Source organism: Pseudomonas sp. LJDD11 (assembly GCF_024584215.1).
Taxonomy (GTDB): Bacteria; Pseudomonadota; Gammaproteobacteria; order Pseudomonadales; family Pseudomonadaceae; genus Aquipseudomonas.
Genome location: NZ_JANJFL010000001.1, coordinates 243,013 through 262,857, shown reverse-complemented (window position 1 = coordinate 262,857; position 19,845 = coordinate 243,013). Strand labels below are relative to the sequence as shown.

Sequence of the window (19,845 nt, the reverse complement as noted above, 5' to 3'; positions counted from 1 at the left end):
ATTCATAGTTCGGCTTGCAATGAAAATGGCCGCATGCCCTGGCAGGACCGGCTTGAGCCGGCAAAACCAACCACCAACGGAACCCACGCCATGCCCAGATCCATCATCGCGGCGCTGCAAATCGGCTCGTTGCCTGACGGCAAAGCCGCCACCCTGGAACAAATCCTGTCCTATGAAACCGCCATCAGCGAATCCGGCGCCAGCCTGGTGGTGATGCCCGAAGCGCTGCTGGGTGGTTATCCCAAAGGAGAACGGTTCGGCACCCAGCTCGGCTACCGCCTGCCGGAGGGCCGTGAAGCTTTTGCCCGTTACCATGCCAACGCCATCGACGTGCCCGGCACCGAAACCGAAGCCCTGGCGGCCCTGTCAGCACGCACCGGTGCCGATCTGGTGATTGGTGTGATCGAGCGCAGCGGCCACAGCCTGTACTGCACTGCCCTGTTCTTCACCCCACAAGCCGGGCTGGCCGGCAAGCACCGCAAGCTGATGCCCACCGGCACCGAGCGGCTGATCTGGGCACAAGGCGACGGCTCGACGCTGCCGGTCATCGAGGGCCGTGCCGGGCGGCTGGGCACTGCAATTTGCTGGGAGAACTACATGCCGTTGCTGCGCACCGCGATGTACGCCAAGGGCGTGGACATCTGGTGTGCGCCAACCGTGGACGAGCGAGATATGTGGCAAGCAACCATGCGCCATGTGGCCTGTGAAGGCCGCTGCTTTGTGGTCAGCGCCTGCCAGGTCCAAGACTCACCGGCACAACTGGGCACCCAGGTGGAAAACTGGCCGCAGGACCGGCCGTTGATCAATGGCGGCAGCGTGATCGTCAGCCCGCTGGGCGAAGTGCTGGCCGGACCGTTACTGGGCGAGCGCGGCCTGCTGAGCGCCGAAATCGACACCGCCGAACTGGCCCGGGCGCGTTATGACTTTGACGTGACCGGGCATTACTCGCGCCCGGACGTGTTTGAACTGACGGTCGATGAACGTGAAAAGGCCGGGGTGCGGTTTGTCTGAAGTCCGGTGACGCCAGGCTTGGCTGAGGGCGGGCCACTGGTCAGGAAGTGTGAACAGACGCACGTTTCGGGTTTCAAGTCCTTCACAGGCACCGGCAATGTGAAGGAGATATGCCATGGCCACTCCCGGCCCAACCCGTAGCGCCAACACGATCCGGTTCTTCGAGTTGCTGCTCGGTCAGTTTCGTGGGGTCGAGGGCGAGTTGCCTTCAGCCATTCTCTACTTGCTCAACGCCACCGGCGAACCCGAACCAGACCGCAAGGCAATCCTCAGCCGGATTGCCAACGACAAGGTCGAGAACGCCGGGGTGCTGGCGGCGATGCTGGTGCATATCGCCAAAGGGCGTAAGGGACGCTTTTCAAGAAACCCGCCATTTGATGAATTGAATGCGCTGCTGACCCGCCAGCCCATCAAGACCAACAGCGGCAGCCTGGCCAGCGCCTACACCGACAAGGTGCGCGCGATAGAAGCCGACCAGCACTACCAGGAGCCCTACTGCGAAGCACCCGTCGCGTATCTGCGCCAATATGTCGGGCTCGAAGATCGCCAGATTGCCATGTACACGCAGTTGCTCGCACTGACCTCGACCCGATCATTCACTGATGCGCTGGTGTTAGCCCAGCGCAGGCAACGGGAACACCGCGACACCCTGGCAGGCCTGTTGCAAAAGGCTCTGGATGCGCAGGGGGTCCCGTAGGCGCGGCCGGCCGGCGCTCCGGTTGCTGTGGTCCGGCATCCCGGCGAAGGCTGCGGCACATTCGCAGCAGATGCTGTGACTTTAGCGGCCTCTTCACGAGCAAGCTCGTTGCCACAGAGATTTGCGGCGCCCATATGAGCAGTATTGGCTTTAGCCGGGAAGGCGAATCTTCGCCGCTAAAGCGGCTCCTACGAGGTGCCGTGTTTGTCAGCACAGCGCGGCGCCCAGCCATGCTCACCGAGCTGCTATCGTTGTGCCAACCCTGCCCTTGCTGAGCACCGCTATGCCCCATGTCGTTCATACCCACCCGCGTCTGGCCGTGAGCGCTGCGCTGGGTTTGCTGGCCGGTATCGGCTCGGTGTTTATCGCCCCGCAACTAAGCATCATCCAGCAAGGGCTGGTGGGCTGGAATCTTGCCGTATGGGTGTTCCTGGCACTGATCCTTAGCCACACGCTGCGCAGCAGCGCTGATGATGTGAAGAAGGTCGCGATGATGGAGGACGAAAATGCTGGGGTGGTATTACTGGTGGTGTGCATCGGCGCGCTGGCCAGCCTCGCGGCGCTCATTGTCGAACTGGCCAACGGCAAAGCGGCGCCGGGCACCGGCGAGGTGCTGCGGCACAGTTTTACCGCCCTGACGATTGTCGGCTCCTGGTTGTTGACCGGGGTGATCTTCAGCCTGCACTACGCCAGGCTGTTCTACACCACTGGCGGCAAGCAACCGGCATTGAATTTTCCTGACGGTGAAAGGCATCCCGACTATTGGGACTTCCTGTACTTCTCCTTCACCCTGAACGTGGCGGTGCAAACTTCAGACGTGGGCGTGATGACCCGTGCAATGCGCAAGGTCGTGCTTGCTCACTGCTTGCTGGGGTTCGTGTTTAATACGGCGATTCTGGGCTTGACCATCAATCTGGCGGCGGGGCTGTTTGGCTGACAAATCTTTGTCGGCTCGTCAGTACCGGTTTAAAGTCTGCGTCTCTCGGCCTACGTCACGGACGCACATGAAATACCTGATCTTGCTGCTGCTCGCCGCCGGCGGCTACTACGCCTATTCGAGCTACACAAAAAGTGCCCGGCAGGACATTCCGGTAGCCAGCTATCAGGCGCTATTGAGGAAGGCCGAGAAGACACCGGTGACCCAGCAAGAGGTTCGCTGGGGCGCCAAGTGGATGGCTGCCTATGTGTGCAAAGACCCGGACTTCCAGGCTTCCGGCGGGTCGAGTATCAGTAACTGCCACAGAAAGCTGGAGATCTATCGGGACATCTGTGAGTCACGCATCTTCGACGATGCGCCCGCCATCTTCGAACACATATCGCAAGTAAAGACCATCACCAAACGTTACCTGGCCTGCACCGGCAGCATGTAGGCCGCTCGCAGGCTGTCCGACCGGACCATTACGGCGTAAGGTGCGGACACATCCACAGACATGGAGACCCCCGACGATGGCGCTGCTCAACATTGCCGTACTGGACGACTGGCAGAACGTGGCCAGCGATGTAGTGGACTGGTCGGTGCTCGGCAGCATTGCCAGGGTCAGCTTCCTGCACGACTACCCCGCCGATACCGCGACCCTGGCCGAGCGCTTGCAGGGCTTCGAGGTGATCTGCGTGATGCGCGAGCGCACCCTGTTCGATCAGGCGCTGCTAAGCCGCTTGCCAAACCTCAAGCTGTTGGTCACCGGCGGTATGCGCAACGCCGCATTGGACGTCAAAGCCGCCCGTGAGCTAGGCATCGAGGTGTGTGGCACCGACAGCTACAAGCATGCCGCCCCGGAACTGACCTGGGCGCTGGTCATGGGCCTTACCCGCAATCTGGTGCAAGAGGCAAATTCGTTGCGTGGCGGGGGCTGGCAGGTGGGGATTGGCGGCGACCTGTACGGCAAGACCCTGGGTCTGCTGGGCCTGGGCAGCATCGGCCAGAAAGTGGCCCGCTATGGGCAGGCGTTCGGCATGCGGGTGATTGCCTGGAGCCAGAACCTGACACCCGAGGCCGCGGCCGAGGTCGGCGTCAGCTGGGTCAGCAAGCAGGCGCTGTTCGAGCAGGCTGACGTGCTGTCGGTGCATCTGGTGCTCAGTGAGCGCAGTCGGGGGCTGGTGGATGCCCAGGCACTGGGCTGGATGAAACGCCAGGCGTATCTGATCAACACTGCGCGCGGGCCGATCATCGATGAGCCAGCGCTGATCGAGGCACTGCGCCAGCGGCGCATTGCCGGGGCGGCGCTGGATGTCTTCGATCAGGAACCACTGGCCCAAGAGCACCCGTTTCGCAATCTGGACAACGTCCTGGCCACGCCGCACATTGGCTACGTGACCGGCAACAACTACCAGACTTTCTACGGCCAGATGATCGAAGACATTCAGGCCTGGCATGCCGGCCAGCCGATCAGGGTATTTGCCTGATAGAGAGGCGATATCCCCGTCGGCTTAAGTCATGCACATGTGGGAGCTCGCTCGCGAAGAAGCTGGCAAGCCCCCTTGGCGAAAGGTTACAACTTGTACGAGAAGCCCACCTGCACGGTGCGCGGTGCGCCCGGATAGGCGTAGATGTTGCCGAACGCGCCCTCTTCATATTCCTTGTCGAACAGGTTCTTCACGTCCAGGTTCAGGCGCAGGTTGTCGTTGACCTTGTAGTAGCTCAGCAGGTCGTAGACGGTGTAGCTGGCCATGCTGAAGTTCGGCACGTTGGCGGTCTGGCCGGCACGCTCGTCAACATAACGGGCGCCGCCACCCAGGCCCAGACCGCGCAATGCGCCGTCCTGGAACTCATACATGCTCAGCAGACTGGCGCTCTGCTTGGGGATGTTGAGCAGGCGAGTGCCGTTACGCAGGGTGTTGTCCTTGGTCACTTCGGCGTCGGTGTAGGCGTAGCTGCCCATCACTTTCCAGGCCGGGGTGATGTTGCCCACCACGTTGAGGTCGAAACCACGGCTGCGCACTTCGCCGGCCGCGATGCTGAAGGTCGAGTCGACCGGGTCAGTGGTCAGCACGTTCTTCTTGTCGATCTGGTAAATCGCCGCTTCCACACTCAGCTGCTTGTCCAGCGTCTGCCATTTGGCGCCCAGCTCGTAAGCCTTGCCTTCTTCAGGATCGAACCCGCCGCCCAGCCGCGCAGCACCGGAGTTGGGCTTGAACGAACGCGAGGCGCTGGCGTACAGGGCCAGGTCTTCGGTCAGGTCGAAAGTCAGCCCCAGCCGCGGCGTCACCGCATTGTCGCTGTTGGTCCAGCTGCGGGTGCCGGCCAGGTAGGTGTCGTAGTCATGCTCGAAGCGTTCGAAGCGCGCGCCCACCAGCAACTTCAGGCGCTCGGTGAGGGTCACCTGATCCTGCAGGAACGCCGCCCAGGTCTTGAGGTTTTCCTTGTCATGGGTGGTGGTGCGGGTCAGCGCCGGACGGGCCTGGCCATACACCGGGTTGTAGATGTCGATGGCGTAGCTGCCCGCAGCACCGCTGGAGCGCATGATGATCGACTTGTAGTCGTAATCTTCATACTCGACGCCGGCCAGCAGCAGGTGCTCAAGGCTGCCGGTGTTGAAGCGGCCGGTGACGTTCAGTTGCACGTCGATATCGGTCCAGTCCAGTTTGCGCCAGTTGAAGTTGCGGCTCAGGGTGCGAGCATCGGCACCCAGGCTGTTGGCTTCGACACCGTTGCCCTTCATGGTGCCGTCCAGCGACTGCACGCCGCCGCCCAGGGTCCAGTTGTCGTTCAAATCATGCTCGAACCGCAACTGGGCCATGTTGGTGTCAGTGTGCAGCTTGCCGATGTCCTTCTCGCCCCAGAAGGTGTCTGGCGAGGCGGTGCGGGTTTGCGCCGGGTAACGGGTCAGGCCGCGATCCAGCGGTGCATTGTTGCGCATGAACTCACCTTCGAAGGTGATGCGCGTGGCATCGTTGAGCTGCCAGCTGAGCACCGGCGCCACCGAATAGCGCTCGGTCTCGACGTGGTCGCGGAAGGTTTCGCCGCCCTCGCCCAGAACATTCAGGCGATAGGCCAGACGGCCCTCTTCGTCGAGTGGGCCGGTGGCATCGAGGGTGCCACGGTACATGCCCTGATCGTTGATCTGGCTGCCCAGTGTCACCGAGCGGTCGCTGGACGGCTGTTTGGTCACCACGTTGAAGGTGCCGCCCGGGTCGCCGCGGCCGTACAGGGTGGTCGACGGGCCGCGCAGCACTTCAAGACGCTCGATGGTGTTGGCATCGGGCATGCTCGGGTAGCCGCGGTTGATCGGGAAACCGTTGCGGTAGAACTCACCGGTGGTGAAGCCGCGCACAGTAAACGTCGTCAGGCCCTGACCGCCGAAGTTGTTGGCCCGGCCAACGCCGCCCGCGTAGTCGAGTGCCTCTTGCAAGCGGGTAGCGCCCAGATCTTCTACCGCTTCGCGGGACACGACACTGACCGACTGCGGGGTTTCGTGGATCGAGGTATCGGTGCGGGTGGCGCTGGCAGACCGGGTGGCTTTATAGCCTTGTACGGGACCGGTGGCCTGCTCGCTGTCAGCAGCAGCGTTGATGTCGGTCACTTGCAGCTCGATGGAGGGCTTGCCGGCCGGGGCCTGCTCAGCCCAGGCCAGTGGGCTCAGCGCGGCTTGCACAGCGCAAAGCGAAATCAGAGTGCGACGCATGTGTGAATCCTGTTCTCTTTGATGATCCACGAGCTCATGACGGCCCGTTTTGAGATGTGAATTGTATAGATTTGTAACTACAAGTGAAACTTATTCCCAAATGTAACTTTGGGATCATGTCGGCGTGGATGGGTCATTGCTGGCAGCAATCCGCCTCGACGGTGAATATTCGCGGCTCACGCCGCGCCTACCGGGCCAGGCAGGCATACTGTGGCGGTGTTTCCCTGATCAGATCGGAGAGCTGATGAACCTGACCCATTCCCCCGGCGATCGCCGCAGTGCCCTGCTGGTGATCGACATGCAATACGACTTCATGCCCGGCGGTGCGCTGGCGGTGGCCGACGGCGATGCGCTGGTGCCGTTGATCAATCGCCTCGGCAGCCAGTTCGCCAGGGTCATCGTGACTCAGGACTGGCACCCGGCCGGGCATATCTCGTTCGCTGACAGTCATCCGGGCCATGTGCCCTTCCAGACCATCACCCTGCCCTACGGCCCGCAGACCCTGTGGCCGGTGCATTGCGTGCAAGGCAGCGATGGCGCGCAGTTGCATGAGGCGCTGGAGCTGCCCCACGCGCAGTTGATTCTGCGCAAGGGCTGCAATCCGGTGATCGACAGTTATTCCGCGTTTCTGGAAGCCGACCGCATCACCCGCACCGGCCTGAGCGGTTATTTGCGCGAGCACGGCATCGAGACGCTGTACGTGGTCGGCCTGGCGCTGGACTTCTGCGTGGCCTGGTCGGCCCAGGACGCGGCGCGCGAAGGGTTCAACACCTACGTGATCGAGGATGCCTGCCGGGCGATTGACCTGAACGGCTCGTTGCAGGCCGCCTGGCACGCGATGGGCGAGTTGGGTGTACAGCGCATCCAGAGCCAACAGCTACAGCACGCATAACGCCTTCATCACGGCAGAACGACGCCGGGCCGCGCAGGTCTGAATTGACAGAGCAGAGGATGCCTCTAAAAACGTAGGCGAGGCCGGCAGCGCAAGGCGAAACCAGGCGAGCAAGCGCAGTTGACGAGTTGTCAATGAGCATTGTGAGCCTGGTTTCAACGCAGCGATGACGCGCGTAGCGCCGCAGGCGCCCAGCCAGCAGGTAGTTTTTAGAGGCGTCCTGGATGCCTGCGTCGTTCCCCCATGAAGGTAACTGGTATGCAAGAACAAGCAGACGGCAAGACTCCCGGCCTGTCAGCCGAAGAAGAGCGCGAGATCGACGAGAAGCTGCCGCCGCGGGCGGTGGTGTTGCATGAAACCATCCGCATCCAGGGCGACCATGAGCTGGAGCGCAGTGTCGCAGCGCTGTGGTGGTCGGCGCTGGCCGCCGGGCTGACCATGGGTCTGTCGCTGATGGCCATGGGGCTGTTTCGCTCGCGGCTGGGGCCCGGCGATGAAAGCCACGTGATCGCCAGCCTGGGCTATTCGGCAGGCTTTCTGGCGGTGATCCTGGCCCGCCAGCAGCTGTTCACCGAGAACACCCTGACGGCCGTGCTGCCAGTGATGAGCAAGCTGACCCTGGGCAATTTCGGCCGGTTGCTGCGCCTGTGGGGTGTAGTGCTCGCCGGTAACCTGGCCGGCACCCTGCTGGTGGCCTGGGTGATGCTGCGCCTGCCGATCTTCGATACCCAGACCGACCTGGCGTTTCTGGAAATCGGCCGCAAAGTGATGGAAAACGACGCGACCAAGATGCTCGCCAAAGGCATCGTCTCGGGCTGGATGATCGCCACCATGGTGTGGATGATCGCCGGCATGGAAAACGCCAAGATCGCCATTATCGTGGTGATCACCTACCTGATGGCGCTGGGTGACTTCACCCACATCGTGGTCGGCTCGCTGGAGGTGTCGTACCTGGTGTTTGCCGGCGAGGTGAGCTGGGGCGATTTCTGGCTGGTGTTTGCAGCCCCGACCCTGGCCGGCAATATCATCGGCGGCAGCTTTATCTTCGGCCTGCTCAGCCATGCACAGATTCGCAGCGAGAACGACATGACCGCCAAGCGCGAGCGCGACAAACGCAAGCTGCTGGAGGAGTTGCGCAAAAGCCGAAAGCCGGAGCAACTTTAGCCACAAGGCTCCACGAACCGGTGGGAGGCAAGCTCTGCTGGCGACTAAGGCCACGAGATCACTGCAAATGGAGTGGTTTACGGGCCCTTTCGCCAACCGACCTCGACGACAGCGCATAAGCGCTGGCGGTGACTTGCAGCGAATATATCGGCTTGCCCCTGGTATCCGAGTGCCCTCGCTCACACGCCCTGGATTTAGAGGCTATTTAGCGGCCATAAAATTCACCCTCCCAAAAAACCAAATAAATCTTAAAAGTTAACTCACCACTTCCTACAACACTCAGACTTTAGGACTACATATCAATCAACCAAACCCCGAAAACCAGCAATACTCATTCCGACAGCTCAGCCTCATTTTTCAGGCGACAAACACAAAACGTTACGCTCGGAAATATCCATTGCCAACTCACATCAACACAACATCAATATCCCGAAGTATCTTGGCCACCCCAAGCAAATTGAGCAAGCCAATGGCCTCCCGACTACCAGGCACCCTACCCCCATAACGATAACTTCTCAGCCGACATATAGTTTTCACTCTCTCCACATTCCACCTACAACATTTCTGTAGCTTGCTGCTATGACTGGATCGTAAGCGCTGCTGAAATGGCGAAGATCCAGAAGTCGCTCGAAAAGCTCGCTCACTACGACGCTATTTGATTGAGCAGCGAGCGATGGGTGAGCGATACGTCATTAACGACTGGAACGCATGATCATGAGCCCCGCGATGACTGCACTGGAAAAGTATTCGCCGTTACTGTTCCTGCTAATGTGGAGCAGCGGGGCTATTTTCGTGAAGCTTGGGCTTGAAGACGCTTCAGTGTCCGTATTCCTGACCCTTCGTTCTGTTGGCGCAGCGTTCGTACTCTTTATTGTCTGTACGTTACTATCTGGCAAGACCGGCCTACTCAAAAGAATTGACTTGCCAAGGCATCTGCTACTACGCGTTATTATTATCGGCATGACATTGCAAGTTGGTTATCAAAGCGCGTTCTTTCTGGCACTCCATCATGACCTGACACCCGGAGCGCTTTCGATTCTGCTGGGCATCCAGCCGATCCTGACACCCCTGTTTGCCCGTGAAAAGATCGGCGTTTCAGGTTATCTGTATTTACTGCTTGGCTTATCAGGCCTCACCATCGCCATACTCGGAGCACGTGAAACCGGAGCGATGACGCCACTCGGCCTGATATTCGGAACCCTCTCGCTACTGGCGATAAGCACCGGTTCAGTGATGCAACAAAAACTGCCTGTCGACCCGCTGGTGTCCGCTTTTTATCAAAGTGTGAGCGCCGCCCTGGTGTTTCTCATCCTCCTTCCCGCCACCCCTCTTCACCTGAACCTTACACCCGCTTTCATCCTGTCTGCCGGCTGGATGATCCTCGTGGTATCCAGCGGCGCAGTGCTGCTCTTGTTCCATATGCTAAGCAAACACTCGGCAAGCACGGTTGGCATCCTTTTCTATCTGGTCCCCGTCATCACGCTGATGCTGGACTATGCAGTCTTTGGACATAGCCTCTCCTGGATAACAGCTGCCGGAGCGCTGCTTGTCATCATTGCCATAAGAGGGTTCAGCTCAAAACGAGCTGCATGACGCCAAAGCTCACTGTCTGTGCCTGGCATACAACACCGCCGTGCCTCCCGGACTGTTACGGGTCTGTAACTCGAAGGTCTTGGGATGCCCTTTGATCAGGTCGCTGAGCTTTTTGTAGCCATGGGTACGCGAGTCGAACTCCGGCCTGAGTTTGCTGATATTGGTGCCCAGTGCACTCAAGTGCGCCCAGCCATCTTCATCGGCGATGTCGTCCATGATCTTGGCGATGAACGCCAGAGGCACTTTGGGCTTGCGGGCGGCTTTGCCGTCATCTGCCACTTTTGCTGTTTCGCTGGCCGGACGATCCTCCACGCCGGTTGCGCCCGGCGGGTCACTTCTGAGCAGTTCGATATAAATGAACTTGTCACAGGCGGCGACGAAGGGCCGCGGTGTCTTCTGTTCGCCAAAACCGTAGACCAGCAATCCCTCTTCACGAATACGCGACGCCAGCCGGGTGAAATCGCTGTCGCTGGAAACCAGGCAAAAGCCCTCGAAGCGCCGGGTGTAGAGCAGGTCCATGGCGTCAATGATCAACGAGCTGTCAGTGGCATTCTTGCCCTTGGTGTAGGCAAATTGCTGGATAGGCACGATCGAGTGGTCGAGCAGAACGTTCTTCCAGCTCCCCAGTTGCGGGCCGGTCCAGTCACCGTAGATGCGTTTGACGCTGGCGACACCGTACCTTGCGATTTCTTCGAAAAGACCTTCAACAATCGCTGCGGGCGCATTGTCGGCATCGATGAGCACGGCAAGATGTTTTTGCGTGCGCGACGTGTTATTGGCAGCCATTGATTGTCCTTGCTGCAGTTTGGAGCCTTCATGGTGCCAGAACGTGATGGTTCGACATGATCTTTCTTTCAGGAAATTTTCAGGTTCCAACAGGCAAGATACGATTTTGTCCCACACCGCAGGCAGGCAAGATGACCCGAATCCTGGCAATCGAAGATGACGCCGTCACCGCAAGGGAGATCGTCGCGGAACTCAGCAGTCACGGGCTGGATGTGGACTGGGTAGACAACGGGCGTGACGGTCTGGACAAGGCCGTCAGTGGCGATTACGACCTGATTACCCTGGACCGCATGTTGCCGCAGGTCGACGGGCTGACCATCGTCACCCGCCTGCGCGCCCAGGGCATCAGCACGCCGATCCTGATGATCAGCGCGCTGTCAGACGTCGATGAGCGGGTTCGTGGCCTGCGCGCCGGGGGCGACGACTATCTGTCCAAGCCCTTTGCCTCCGACGAGATGGCCGCCCGGGTCGAGGTGCTGCTGCGCCGTAACAGCCCGGCCAGCGAGCAGAAAAGCCAGTTGCTGGTCGGTGACCTGGAACTGGACCTGATGACCCGCGAGGCGCGCCGTGGCGAGCGGACCCTGACCCTGCTGCCCACCGAGTACAAGCTGCTGGAATTTCTGATGCGCAACCATGGCCAGGTCATCACCCGGATGATGATCTTCCAGGAGGTCTGGGGCTATCACTTCGACCCTGGCACCAACCTGATCGACGTCCATATTGGCCGCCTGCGCAAGAAAATCGACCCACCGGGCAGTGCGCCGCTGATCCGTACCGTAAGGGGCACGGGGTATGTCATTAGCGAACCTGCCTAAGGGCTGGCGCTCCTCCAGCAGCCGTCTGCTGGCGCTCTACAGCACCCTGTTCGTGGCCTGGGGCAGCATCTTGCTGGGGGTCCTGTATTGGGAGGTCAAAGGTTATCTGGACCAGATGGCCCGCCACTCACTGATGCAGCGCCAGCAGCTGTTCGCCCGCTTCGAAGGCCAGGACCTGGTCGAAGCGCTGGTGGCGAGCATGGCCTTCGACAAACCCGCCGTGGATGCCTTCGGCCTGTTCGACGCCCGTCTGCGCCCGCTGTTCGGGCCGATCCGGCAGATCCCCGGCAACCTGCCGCTGGACGGCCAGATTCATGAACTGGGCAGTTGCATCGTCTCCACCGACCCGAACCTGCCGCGCAGCAGTTGCGCCGCGGTAGCGACTCGCACCCGCGCTGGCAACTGGCTGATCATCGTGCGCGACAATGGCTCGCTGTTCGCCGTCTCCAACCTGATTCTGCATGCGCTGCTATGGGGCATGTCGCTGACCATCATTCCCGGCGTGGCCGGCTGGTACTTGTTGCGCCGCCGGCCTCTGCGGCGCATCCATGCCTTGCGTGCCAGTGCCGAGGCGATTGTCAGTGGCGACATGAGCAAGCGCCTGCCGGTTTCGGTGCGCCGTGACGAGCTGGACATGCTGGCGTTGATCGTCAATGACATGCTCGGCCAGATCGAGCGGCTGATGAACGAGGTCAAGGGCGTATGCGACAACATTGCCCATGACTTGCGCACCCCGTTGACCCGCCTGCGCGCCCGCCTGTACCGCATCCAGCAGCAAGCCCCGGACTCGCCGCACAGCCCGGAAATTGCCCAGGTGATCGCCGAAGCCGATGGCCTGATGGCGCGCTTTCGCGGGCTGTTGCGCATTTCCGAACTGCAGGACCAGCGCCGCCGCTCGGGCTTTCTGGAACTCGACCCGCACGCCTTGCTGCAGGAGTTGCACGACTTTTATCTGCCGCTGGCCGAGGAAGGCGACATCACCTTGCTGCTGGACGTCGACAGCCCGGTGCCGAGCATCACTGGCGACCGCGCCCTGCTGTTCGAGGCGCTGGCCAACCTGCTCGACAACGCGATCAAGTTCACCCCCGCCGGCGGTACGGTGCTGCTGCAGGCCAGCGCCTGGCAAGGCCAGTTGCGTATTGAGGTGCAAGACTCCGGCCCCGGCATTCCCGAAGCCGAGCGTCAGGCGGTGTTCCAGCGCTTTCATCGCAGCGAACACGACAACCCGCAAGGCTTCGGCCTGGGACTGTCGCTGGTGGCCGCGATTGTCGAGCTGCATGGCTTTACTTTGCGCATCGACAGCAGCCGCTATGGCGGCGCACGGCTGACGCTCGATTGTGCCGCCGACACTTCAGCGGCCTGAGCGGCGCATCATCAGTGACAGAAATATTCAGTATCAATTCAGTGTGGGTTCTGGCTGTCGGTGAATGCCTTTAACCTGCTGGCTATCTTCCTCAAGCCTGCCTGCGAGCCTTTATGAGCCTTCCCGCCACGCCTGTTGCCATGACCCGCGCTCTGGTGCTGCTGTTCGCTTTCTGCTGTGGCGCCATCGTCGCCAATATCTACTATGCCCAGCCGATCATCGGTCTGATTGCCCCGGACCTCGGGCTTTCAGAAACCCTGGCCAGCCTGATCGTATCGCTGACCCAGATCGGCTATGCCCTGGGCCTGTTGTTTCTGGTGCCACTGGGTGACCTGCTGGAAAACCGCCGACTCATGATCGCCACCGCCGTACTGGCGGTGCTGAGCCTGATCGGCGCGGCCGTGGTGGAGCAGCCCAACCTGTTCCTGCTGCTGTCGCTGTTGATCGGTTTCAGTTCGGTGTCGGTGCAAATCCTGATTCCGCTGGCGGCGCACCTGGCCCCGGAAGAATCCCGTGGCCGGGTGGTCGGCGGGATCATGGGCGGTTTGCTGCTGGGTATTCTGCTGGCCCGGCCGTTGTCGAGCCTGATCGCTGACCACTTCGGCTGGCGCGCGGTGTTTGCCATGGCGGCGCTGATCATGCTGCTGATCTGTGTGGTGCTGGCGACCACCATGCCCAAGCGGGTCCCGGCACATCGCGCCTCTTACGGACAACTGCTGGGCTCGTTGTGGAGCCTGTTGCGTGAACAACCGGTACTGCGCCAGCGGGCGTTTTATCAAGCCTGCATGTTCGCCACCTTCAGCCTGTTCTGGACCGCCGTACCGCTGGAACTGGCGCGCAATCATGGGCTGTCGCAAAGCCAGATCGCCCTGTTTGCCCTGGCCGGGGCGATCGGAGCCATTGCGGCGCCGATCAGCGGACGCCTGGCCGATGCCGGATACACCCGCCCGGCAAGCCTGTTTGCCTTGCTGCTGGCGGCAATCTGTTTCCTGCCGGGGCTGAGCGATGCCGGTGCCGGGGTCATTGGCCTGGCGCTGACCGGGGTGGTACTGGACTTCTGCGTCCAGGTGAACATGGTGCTTGGCCAGCGCGCCGTGTACGCACTGGATGCCGCCAGCCGTGGGCGCCTGAATGCGCTGTACATGACCAGCATCTTCATCGGCGGCGCAGTCGGCTCGGCGGTGGCCAGCCTGTTGTTCGATCGGGGCGGCTGGCACGCGATCATCCTGGTCGGCACCGCCTTGCCGCTGCTGGCCTTGCTGGTGTTTCTCAAGGACGCCCACGCCGCACGCCGGGCGTCTGGCCAGACGGCCTGATGATTACCCGCCGGTCCAGAACCCGGCGGCTGCGCCGTTACCGCGCGGGTCATAGGCCCCTTCGAACGTGCCGTTGGGCAACTGCACCGCAGCCCCGGCGTGGCCCATGGTCTCACTGAACGCCTCCAGCACTTCGACGTCATGGCCCAGGGCAGCCAGTTGCTCAACCCGTTGCGGGTCGAAGCGTGATTCCAGCTTGAGCGACACGCTGCTGTCGCCCCAGGTGCGCCCCAGCAGCCAGCGCGGGGCGCTGACGGCCTGCTGCAACGGCTGATTGAACACGGCATAACGAGTGAAGACGGCCGCCTGGGTCTGCGGCTGGCCATCACCGCCCATGGTGCCGTACACCATGCTGCGACCATCATGCAGCCGAGCGGCGGCCGGGTTGAGGGTGTGGAACGGCTGCTTGCCCGGTTGCAGCGCCAGCAAATGCTCAGGGTCAAGACTGAACGAAGCGCCGCGGTTCTGCCAGACCAGCCCGCTGTCGCTGAGCACCACGCCGCTGCCGAACTCGTGGTAGATGCTCTGGATAAACGACACCGCCAGACCATCGCTGTCGATCACGCCCATCCACACCGTATCACCCGGCCCCTTGTCTTCGCCCCAACGCTGCGCCTGCCGGGGGTCAATCAGCGCGGCTTGCTCACGAAGAAAGTCGGGTGCCAGAAATGCCTGGGGATCGACCTTCATGTGCGCCGGGTCAGTGATATAGGCATCGCGCACCTTGAAGGCCAGTTTGGTGGCCTCGACCAACGTGTGCACGTAAGCCGCCGAGTCGACGGCGGTGTCTGCCAGGCCGGCCTGTTCAGCAATCCCCAGAATCAGCTGCGACACCACGCCCTGGGTCGGTGGCGGCAGGTTGTACACCGTGCCGCTGCCATGCTCCAGGGCCAGCGGCTTGACCCGTTTGGCCCGATAGGCCGCCAGATCAGCACGGGTGACCGGCGCACCGAGCTGTTGCAGGTCGGCGGCGATGCTGTCGCCCAGGCTGCCACGATAAAAATCATCCAGGCCGCAATCACTCAAGCGTTGCAGGGTTTGCGCCAGGCGTGGCTGGCGAAACAGACTGCCCGCCTCCGGGACCCGATAGCGGCCTTCGCTGTGGCACAGGTAGGTGTCGGCGAACCCCGGAATATCCTGCAGTTGCGCAAGCTTGGCGGCGGTGGCGGCATGCTGCGAACGGGTCACCGGGATACCGGCACTGGCGTAATGGATGGCATCGGCCAGCAGCGCCGGCAGCGGCGTGCTGCCGCCCAGCCCGGCACTGACCGCCAACGCCTCCTGCCAGCCGCCGACCGTCCCGGCGACGGTCAATGCGGCAGCAGCGCCACGCAGCGGGATACTCGCTTGGCCACGGTAGCGCTCCAGGGTCGCCAGGCTGCCGGCCGGGCCGCTGGCATCGATGGCCAGCGGTTCGCCGTGTTTCGGCACGATGAGCCAGAAGCCATCGCCGCCAAGGCCGTTCATGTGCGGGTACACCACCGCGATGGTGGCGGCAGCGGCCACCATCGCTTCGATGGCGTTGCCGCCGCTACGCAGAATGGCCAGCGCCGATTGCGCGGCCAGGCTATGAGGTGCCACGGCAATGCCCCGGGCGGCCAGTGTGGTGTTGAGCATGATTTCTACCAAAGAAGCTTGCGACCAAAGAAACGTACGACCAAGCAGGTTTACGACATCAGGCTGACGTGCGCAGCGACGATCCGCCACTGCCCGTCCAGGCGTACCCAGCTCTGCTGCTGGCGACCGATGCGCTCGCTGCCGTCGCGGGTGAACTCGGTACTGCACACAGCAAAATCCTCGCCATAGCAGCTGATCACCGTATTGCGCAGGGTGCGTTGCAGCCCGGCCGACGGGCGCGCCGCACGAAAGGCGCGGATCGCTTCGATGCCATACAGGTTCTCCCCGGCGCCAAGCCGTACGGTGCGCGGGTCATGCCAGAACAGCTCATCGAGCACCTGAGTGTCATTGCTGACCAGCGCCTGCTCGTAGCGCTCAAACGCAGCGCGTACCTCGGTCAGCACCTCAGGGCGATCAATCGATTGTGGGTTCATTGCACGGCTCCCGGCACAGCGGCCTCAGTGATGCCCAACTGCTCCAGCCGACGCGCAGCACGCAGGCAGGCCTGTTCGTTGAACGGCGCGGCGATCAGCTGAACGCCGATCGGCAACCCATTGGCGGCGCGCAGCGGCACGCTGACCACCGGCAGGCCAAGGAAAGAGATCGGCTGGGCGAGCATGCCCATGCTGGCGCGAATCGGCAGATCAGTGCCATTGATACGCATGGTCTGCTGGCCAATGGTCGTGGCGCTGGTCGGCGTGGCCGGTGCAATCAGCACATCGACGCCGGCGAACAGCGGCAACACCTGCTGCTGGAAATGCCGACGAAAGCGCTGCGCCTGCACATACCAGGCAGCCGGAATCATCGCCCCGGCCAGCAGCCGTTCACGAGACAGCGGCTCGAAGGCGTCAGGCACACGGCGCAGGGTTGGCAGGTAACTGTTGCCGCCCTCTGAGGCGCTGATGATGAAGGCAGCGGTGCGCGCCAGTTCGGCTTCAGCCAGCGTGATTTGCTGTTGCGCGTTCAACCCCTTGGCGACGCGCGCCACGGCATCACGTGCCGAATCATCGCACCATTGCTGGAAATAACCGCCCAGTACGGCGCAACGCAAACCGTCGCTGTCCTGCTCCAATCGGGGCATGACCGGTTGCAGATCCTGCGCCGCCTGAAAGCCGTCCGCCGGGTCATGACCCAGCAAGGCGTCATAGACTTCGGTCAGGTCGCTGACCCGCCGCGCCAGCGGGCCAATGTGATCGAGGCTGCCGACAAACGGGTGAGTACCGCTGCGTGACAGCCGGCCAAAGGTCGGCTTCATGCCAAACACGCCGCACAGCGAAGCCGGTACACGGATCGAGCCATTGGTATCGCTACCCAACGAAAAATGCACCAGCCCGGCCGCAACCGCTGCCGCCGAGCCGCCCGATGAGCCGCCAGCAATACGGGTCAGGTCATGGGGGTTGCAGGTGGCACCAAAATGGCTGTTTTCGGTCGTAAAGCCATAGGCATAGGCGTCCATGTTGAGCATGCCCGACAACAGCGCGCCGCTGCCGGCCAGTTGCCGCACGGCCCAGGCATCCTGGGCCGCAGGCGCGCGGTCCTTGAAAATCTGTGCGCCGGCCAGGGTCGGGAAACCCGCCACATCGAACAGGTTCTTCACCGCATAGGGCACAGCCGCCAACGCGGGCAAGGCCTCACCCTGCTGGCGACGCCGATCGAGGGCCTGGGCCTCTTCGCGCATGCGCTGGTGAGTGATCCGGGTCCAGGCGTTGATTGCCCGATTGCGCTGTTCGATTGCGCCCAGGCTGTGCTCGGCGATTTCAGCGGCGCTGAACTCTCCGGCGGCCAGTGCCGACTTCAATTGGCTGATGCTCAGCGTGTCGAGATTCATGCCTTGTAGACTCCCGCCACTTCCAGCCGGTCATCCAGCGGGTAATCCATCAGTGGCGCGGCCATGGCTGCGATGCGGCTGAACTGCAACAGCAGTTCCTGACGTCGGGCGTCGTCCAGTTCCAGGCCCAGGACCTGTTCCATCTGCGCAATGTAGGCTGCCCAGTCGGGCGGGACCTGTGTCATGGTGAACTCCTCTGAACATCGAGGCCGGAACATTCCGGTGCCTGCGTGATTGCTATATCATTGGCTCAATGAAACGAAAGTTACAAGGGATTCCCGTGAATCAGTTAGACGAACGCCTGCGCAGCCAGTACTCGCACCTCACCCCTCAAGAGCAACGTCTCGCTGATTTCATGCTCGACCATTACGACGACCTGGTCAGCTACAACAGCGCCGAGCTGGCGCGGCTGACCGGGGTGTCGAAGGCCACCGTCAGCCGTCTGTTCAAGCGCCTGGGCTACGACAAGTACAAGGACATGCGCGACGAACAGCGCACCTTGCGGCAGACCGGCATGCCGGTGACCGACAACCGCGACGTGGTGCAGGGCAATACCTTGCTGGCGCGGCACTACAAGCAGGAAATGGCCAACCTGACCCAGTGGGTCAATGCGATTGACGGGCCAACCTTCACCGAGGTGGTGCACGCGCTGGGCAGTTGCCGACGGGTATTGATCGTCGGTCTGCGCAATGCTTATCCGGCCGCCCTGCACCTGCGCCAGCAACTGCTGCAGATTCGTCCCGGGGTGCAGATCCTGCCGCAGACCGGCCAGACCCTGGCCGAGGAACTGGTCGATGTTGCGGCCGACGATCTGGTGGTGGTGCTGGCTTTCCGTCGGCGGCCACGGATCATTCGTCCGCTGTTGCTGGCATTGCAGGCGCAGCAGGTGCCGACCCTGGTGATTTGCGAGCCCCAGGCTCAAGCAGTGATTGAACTGGGGCGCTGGCATCTGTGCACGCCACTGGACAGCGTTTCAGCGTTCGATAGCTACGCCGGGGCCAACAGCCTGATTAACCTGCTGGTCAATGCCGTGCTGCACGAACAGCTGAGCGAAGGCCGCCAGCGCATTCACCAGATCGCCGCGCTGTACGGCGAGCTGGATGAGCTGGAACAACGCTGATGCACCTTAAAAGGGCAAAAAAGATCTGCAAGGCGCTTTTTTAGCGCCTTTTTTTATACCATCGACTCGGCTGCCCGCCTATCGTCACCCCCGAAACTCAAGCTAATGCCTTACATGTCCAGCGACAGGGAAAAAGTTTCGGTCGTGAAACAAACTGGCACACACGTTGCAAAAACAAAAATAACGAATCTTTTGTTTCACAACCGAAGCGGATGGGGTGCCGAGTATGAAAAAGACGTTGATCGCGATTCTGGCGGGTGCGGCGCTGCTGTCTCAGGCGGCGGGTGTGCTGGCGGATCAGTTGCAGGACATCGAGAAGCGCGGCGTGATTCGCATCGCCGTACCGCAGGATTTTCCGCCATTCGGTTCGGTCGGCACCGATTTGCAGCCGCAGGGTTATGACATCGACATGGCCAAGTACGTGGCCAAGCAAATGAAACTAAAGTTGCAGCTCGTCCCGGTCACCAGCGCCAACCGCGTTCCTTACCTGCAAACCGATAAGGTCGACCTGGTGATCTCCAGCCTGGGCAAGAATGCCGAGCGTGAACAGGTGATTGATTTCAGCAAGGCCTATGCGCCGTTTTTCCTCGGTGTATTCGGTGCCAAGGACAGCACGCTGCAGGGTGCGGCCGAGTTGTCCGGGCAGTCGATCGGGGTGACCCGTGGTGCGGTGGAGGACATGGTGCTGACCGAAGTGGCACCGGCCGGCGCGCAGGTCAAGCGTTATGAAGACAACAACACCACGCTGTCGGCTTACCTGTCTGGCCAGGTGCAGTACGTGGCCACCGGCAACCTGGTGGTCGCGGCAATTACCCGGCAGAACGCCGACAAAGCCCCGGTGGCCAAGTTCATGCTCAAGGATTCGCCGTGCTTCATCGGCCTGCGCAAGAACGAAACCGCGCTCAAGGACAAGGTCAACGCCCTGATCGAACAGGCCCACGCCGACGGCACGCTGAACAAGCTGTCCGAGGAGTGGCTCAAGGCACCACTGCCTGCCAATCTGGGCGCGTAAGGGCCTGGT

At 61.7% G+C, this 19,845-nt stretch carries 19 protein-coding genes; 13 read left to right on the top strand and 6 right to left on the bottom strand.

The genetic code is table 11. The features are described from left to right. Positions 1 to 90: 90 nt before the first annotated feature. The 5 genes from NRB16_RS01210 (at position 91) to NRB16_RS01190 (ending at position 4,111) form a co-directional block, all read left to right on the top strand. Complete coding sequence (locus tag NRB16_RS01210) at positions 91 to 1,011, top strand: carbon-nitrogen hydrolase family protein (protein WP_257105263.1); 921 nt, start codon at positions 91 to 93, stop codon at positions 1,009 to 1,011. 115 nt (positions 1,012 to 1,126) lie between these two features. Further along, positions 1,127 to 1,708: a hypothetical protein gene (locus NRB16_RS01205; RefSeq protein ID WP_257105262.1), complete on the top strand. Its 582-nt coding sequence runs from the start codon at positions 1,127 to 1,129 to the stop codon at positions 1,706 to 1,708. A gap of 283 nt (positions 1,709 to 1,991) precedes the next feature. Beyond that, the gene (locus tag NRB16_RS01200; protein ID WP_257105261.1) at positions 1,992 to 2,645 is read left to right on the top strand and encodes a DUF1345 domain-containing protein; all 654 of its coding nucleotides are present in this window, start codon (positions 1,992 to 1,994) and stop codon (positions 2,643 to 2,645) included. 67 nt (positions 2,646 to 2,712) lie between these two features. After that, complete coding sequence (locus NRB16_RS01195) at positions 2,713 to 3,078, top strand: hypothetical protein (protein ID WP_253111514.1); 366 nt, start codon at positions 2,713 to 2,715, stop codon at positions 3,076 to 3,078. 76 nt (positions 3,079 to 3,154) lie between these two features. Continuing rightward, a complete protein-coding gene (locus tag NRB16_RS01190) occupies positions 3,155 to 4,111 on the top strand; it encodes a D-2-hydroxyacid dehydrogenase family protein (RefSeq protein ID WP_253111512.1) in 957 nt (318 codons plus the stop codon). Between the two features lie 86 nt (positions 4,112 to 4,197). Here the strand turns inward: NRB16_RS01190 and NRB16_RS01185 are convergent, their stop codons facing one another. Continuing rightward, positions 4,198 to 6,330: a TonB-dependent siderophore receptor gene (locus NRB16_RS01185; RefSeq protein ID WP_045492732.1), complete on the bottom strand. Its 2,133-nt coding sequence runs from the start codon at positions 6,328 to 6,330 to the stop codon at positions 4,198 to 4,200. A gap of 244 nt (positions 6,331 to 6,574) precedes the next feature. Between NRB16_RS01185 and pncA the strand changes: the two genes are divergently transcribed. From pncA to NRB16_RS01170, 3 genes are all read left to right on the top strand, one after another. After that, on the top strand, positions 6,575 to 7,222 hold the full coding sequence (gene pncA / locus NRB16_RS01180; RefSeq protein ID WP_257105260.1) for a bifunctional nicotinamidase/pyrazinamidase: 648 nt from the start codon (positions 6,575 to 6,577) through the stop codon (positions 7,220 to 7,222). 258 nt (positions 7,223 to 7,480) lie between these two features. Then, a complete protein-coding gene (locus tag NRB16_RS01175; protein WP_253141096.1) occupies positions 7,481 to 8,386 on the top strand; it encodes a formate/nitrite transporter family protein in 906 nt (301 codons plus the stop codon). Between the two features lie 726 nt (positions 8,387 to 9,112). After that, the gene (locus NRB16_RS01170; RefSeq protein WP_257105259.1) at positions 9,113 to 9,979 is read left to right on the top strand and encodes a DMT family transporter; all 867 of its coding nucleotides are present in this window, start codon (positions 9,113 to 9,115) and stop codon (positions 9,977 to 9,979) included. A 9-nt stretch (positions 9,980 to 9,988) separates the two neighbouring features. On the opposite strand, the gene NRB16_RS01165 is transcribed toward NRB16_RS01170, so the two are convergent. Further along, entirely contained in the window at positions 9,989 to 10,765 is a 777-nt protein-coding gene (locus tag NRB16_RS01165) for an NYN domain-containing protein (RefSeq protein WP_253111501.1), read from the bottom strand. 131 nt (positions 10,766 to 10,896) lie between these two features. On the opposite strand from NRB16_RS01165, the gene NRB16_RS01160 reads away from it, so the two are divergent. The 3 genes from NRB16_RS01160 (at position 10,897) to NRB16_RS01150 (ending at position 14,259) form a co-directional block, all read left to right on the top strand. Beyond that, positions 10,897 to 11,580, top strand: coding sequence for a response regulator transcription factor (locus NRB16_RS01160; protein ID WP_045492740.1), 684 nt, complete (start codon positions 10,897 to 10,899; stop codon positions 11,578 to 11,580). Then, positions 11,558 to 12,943: a HAMP domain-containing sensor histidine kinase gene (locus NRB16_RS01155; RefSeq protein ID WP_045492743.1), complete on the top strand. Its 1,386-nt coding sequence runs from the start codon at positions 11,558 to 11,560 to the stop codon at positions 12,941 to 12,943. Before NRB16_RS01160 ends, NRB16_RS01155 begins: the two co-directional genes overlap by 23 nt. A gap of 113 nt (positions 12,944 to 13,056) precedes the next feature. Beyond that, on the top strand, positions 13,057 to 14,259 hold the full coding sequence (locus NRB16_RS01150; RefSeq protein WP_045492746.1) for an MFS transporter: 1,203 nt from the start codon (positions 13,057 to 13,059) through the stop codon (positions 14,257 to 14,259). A gap of 3 nt (positions 14,260 to 14,262) precedes the next feature. Here the strand turns inward: NRB16_RS01150 and NRB16_RS01145 are convergent, their stop codons facing one another. The 4 genes from NRB16_RS01145 to hpxX are packed head-to-tail and all read right to left on the bottom strand — an operon-like array spanning position 14,263 to position 17,889. Continuing rightward, entirely contained in the window at positions 14,263 to 15,876 is a 1,614-nt protein-coding gene (locus NRB16_RS01145; protein ID WP_257105258.1) for a gamma-glutamyltransferase family protein, read from the bottom strand. 50 nt (positions 15,877 to 15,926) lie between these two features. Further along, positions 15,927 to 16,310: an oxalurate catabolism protein HpxZ gene (gene hpxZ / locus NRB16_RS01140; RefSeq protein ID WP_253111490.1), complete on the bottom strand. Its 384-nt coding sequence runs from the start codon at positions 16,308 to 16,310 to the stop codon at positions 15,927 to 15,929. Further along, complete coding sequence (locus tag NRB16_RS01135) at positions 16,307 to 17,704, bottom strand: AtzE family amidohydrolase (RefSeq protein WP_257105257.1); 1,398 nt, start codon at positions 17,702 to 17,704, stop codon at positions 16,307 to 16,309. Before NRB16_RS01135 ends, hpxZ begins: the two co-directional genes overlap by 4 nt. After that, entirely contained in the window at positions 17,701 to 17,889 is a 189-nt protein-coding gene (hpxX, locus tag NRB16_RS01130; RefSeq protein WP_045492757.1) for an oxalurate catabolism protein HpxX, read from the bottom strand. Before hpxX ends, NRB16_RS01135 begins: the two co-directional genes overlap by 4 nt. Positions 17,890 to 17,984: 95 nt before the next feature. Between hpxX and NRB16_RS01125 the strand changes: the two genes are divergently transcribed. Continuing rightward, positions 17,985 to 18,824 (top strand): MurR/RpiR family transcriptional regulator, encoded by an 840-nt coding sequence (locus tag NRB16_RS01125; protein ID WP_045492760.1) that lies wholly within the window; start codon positions 17,985 to 17,987, stop codon positions 18,822 to 18,824. 217 nt (positions 18,825 to 19,041) lie between these two features. Beyond that, positions 19,042 to 19,836 (top strand): transporter substrate-binding domain-containing protein, encoded by a 795-nt coding sequence (locus NRB16_RS01120; protein ID WP_373568417.1) that lies wholly within the window; start codon positions 19,042 to 19,044, stop codon positions 19,834 to 19,836. Positions 19,837 to 19,845 lie beyond the last annotated feature (9 nt).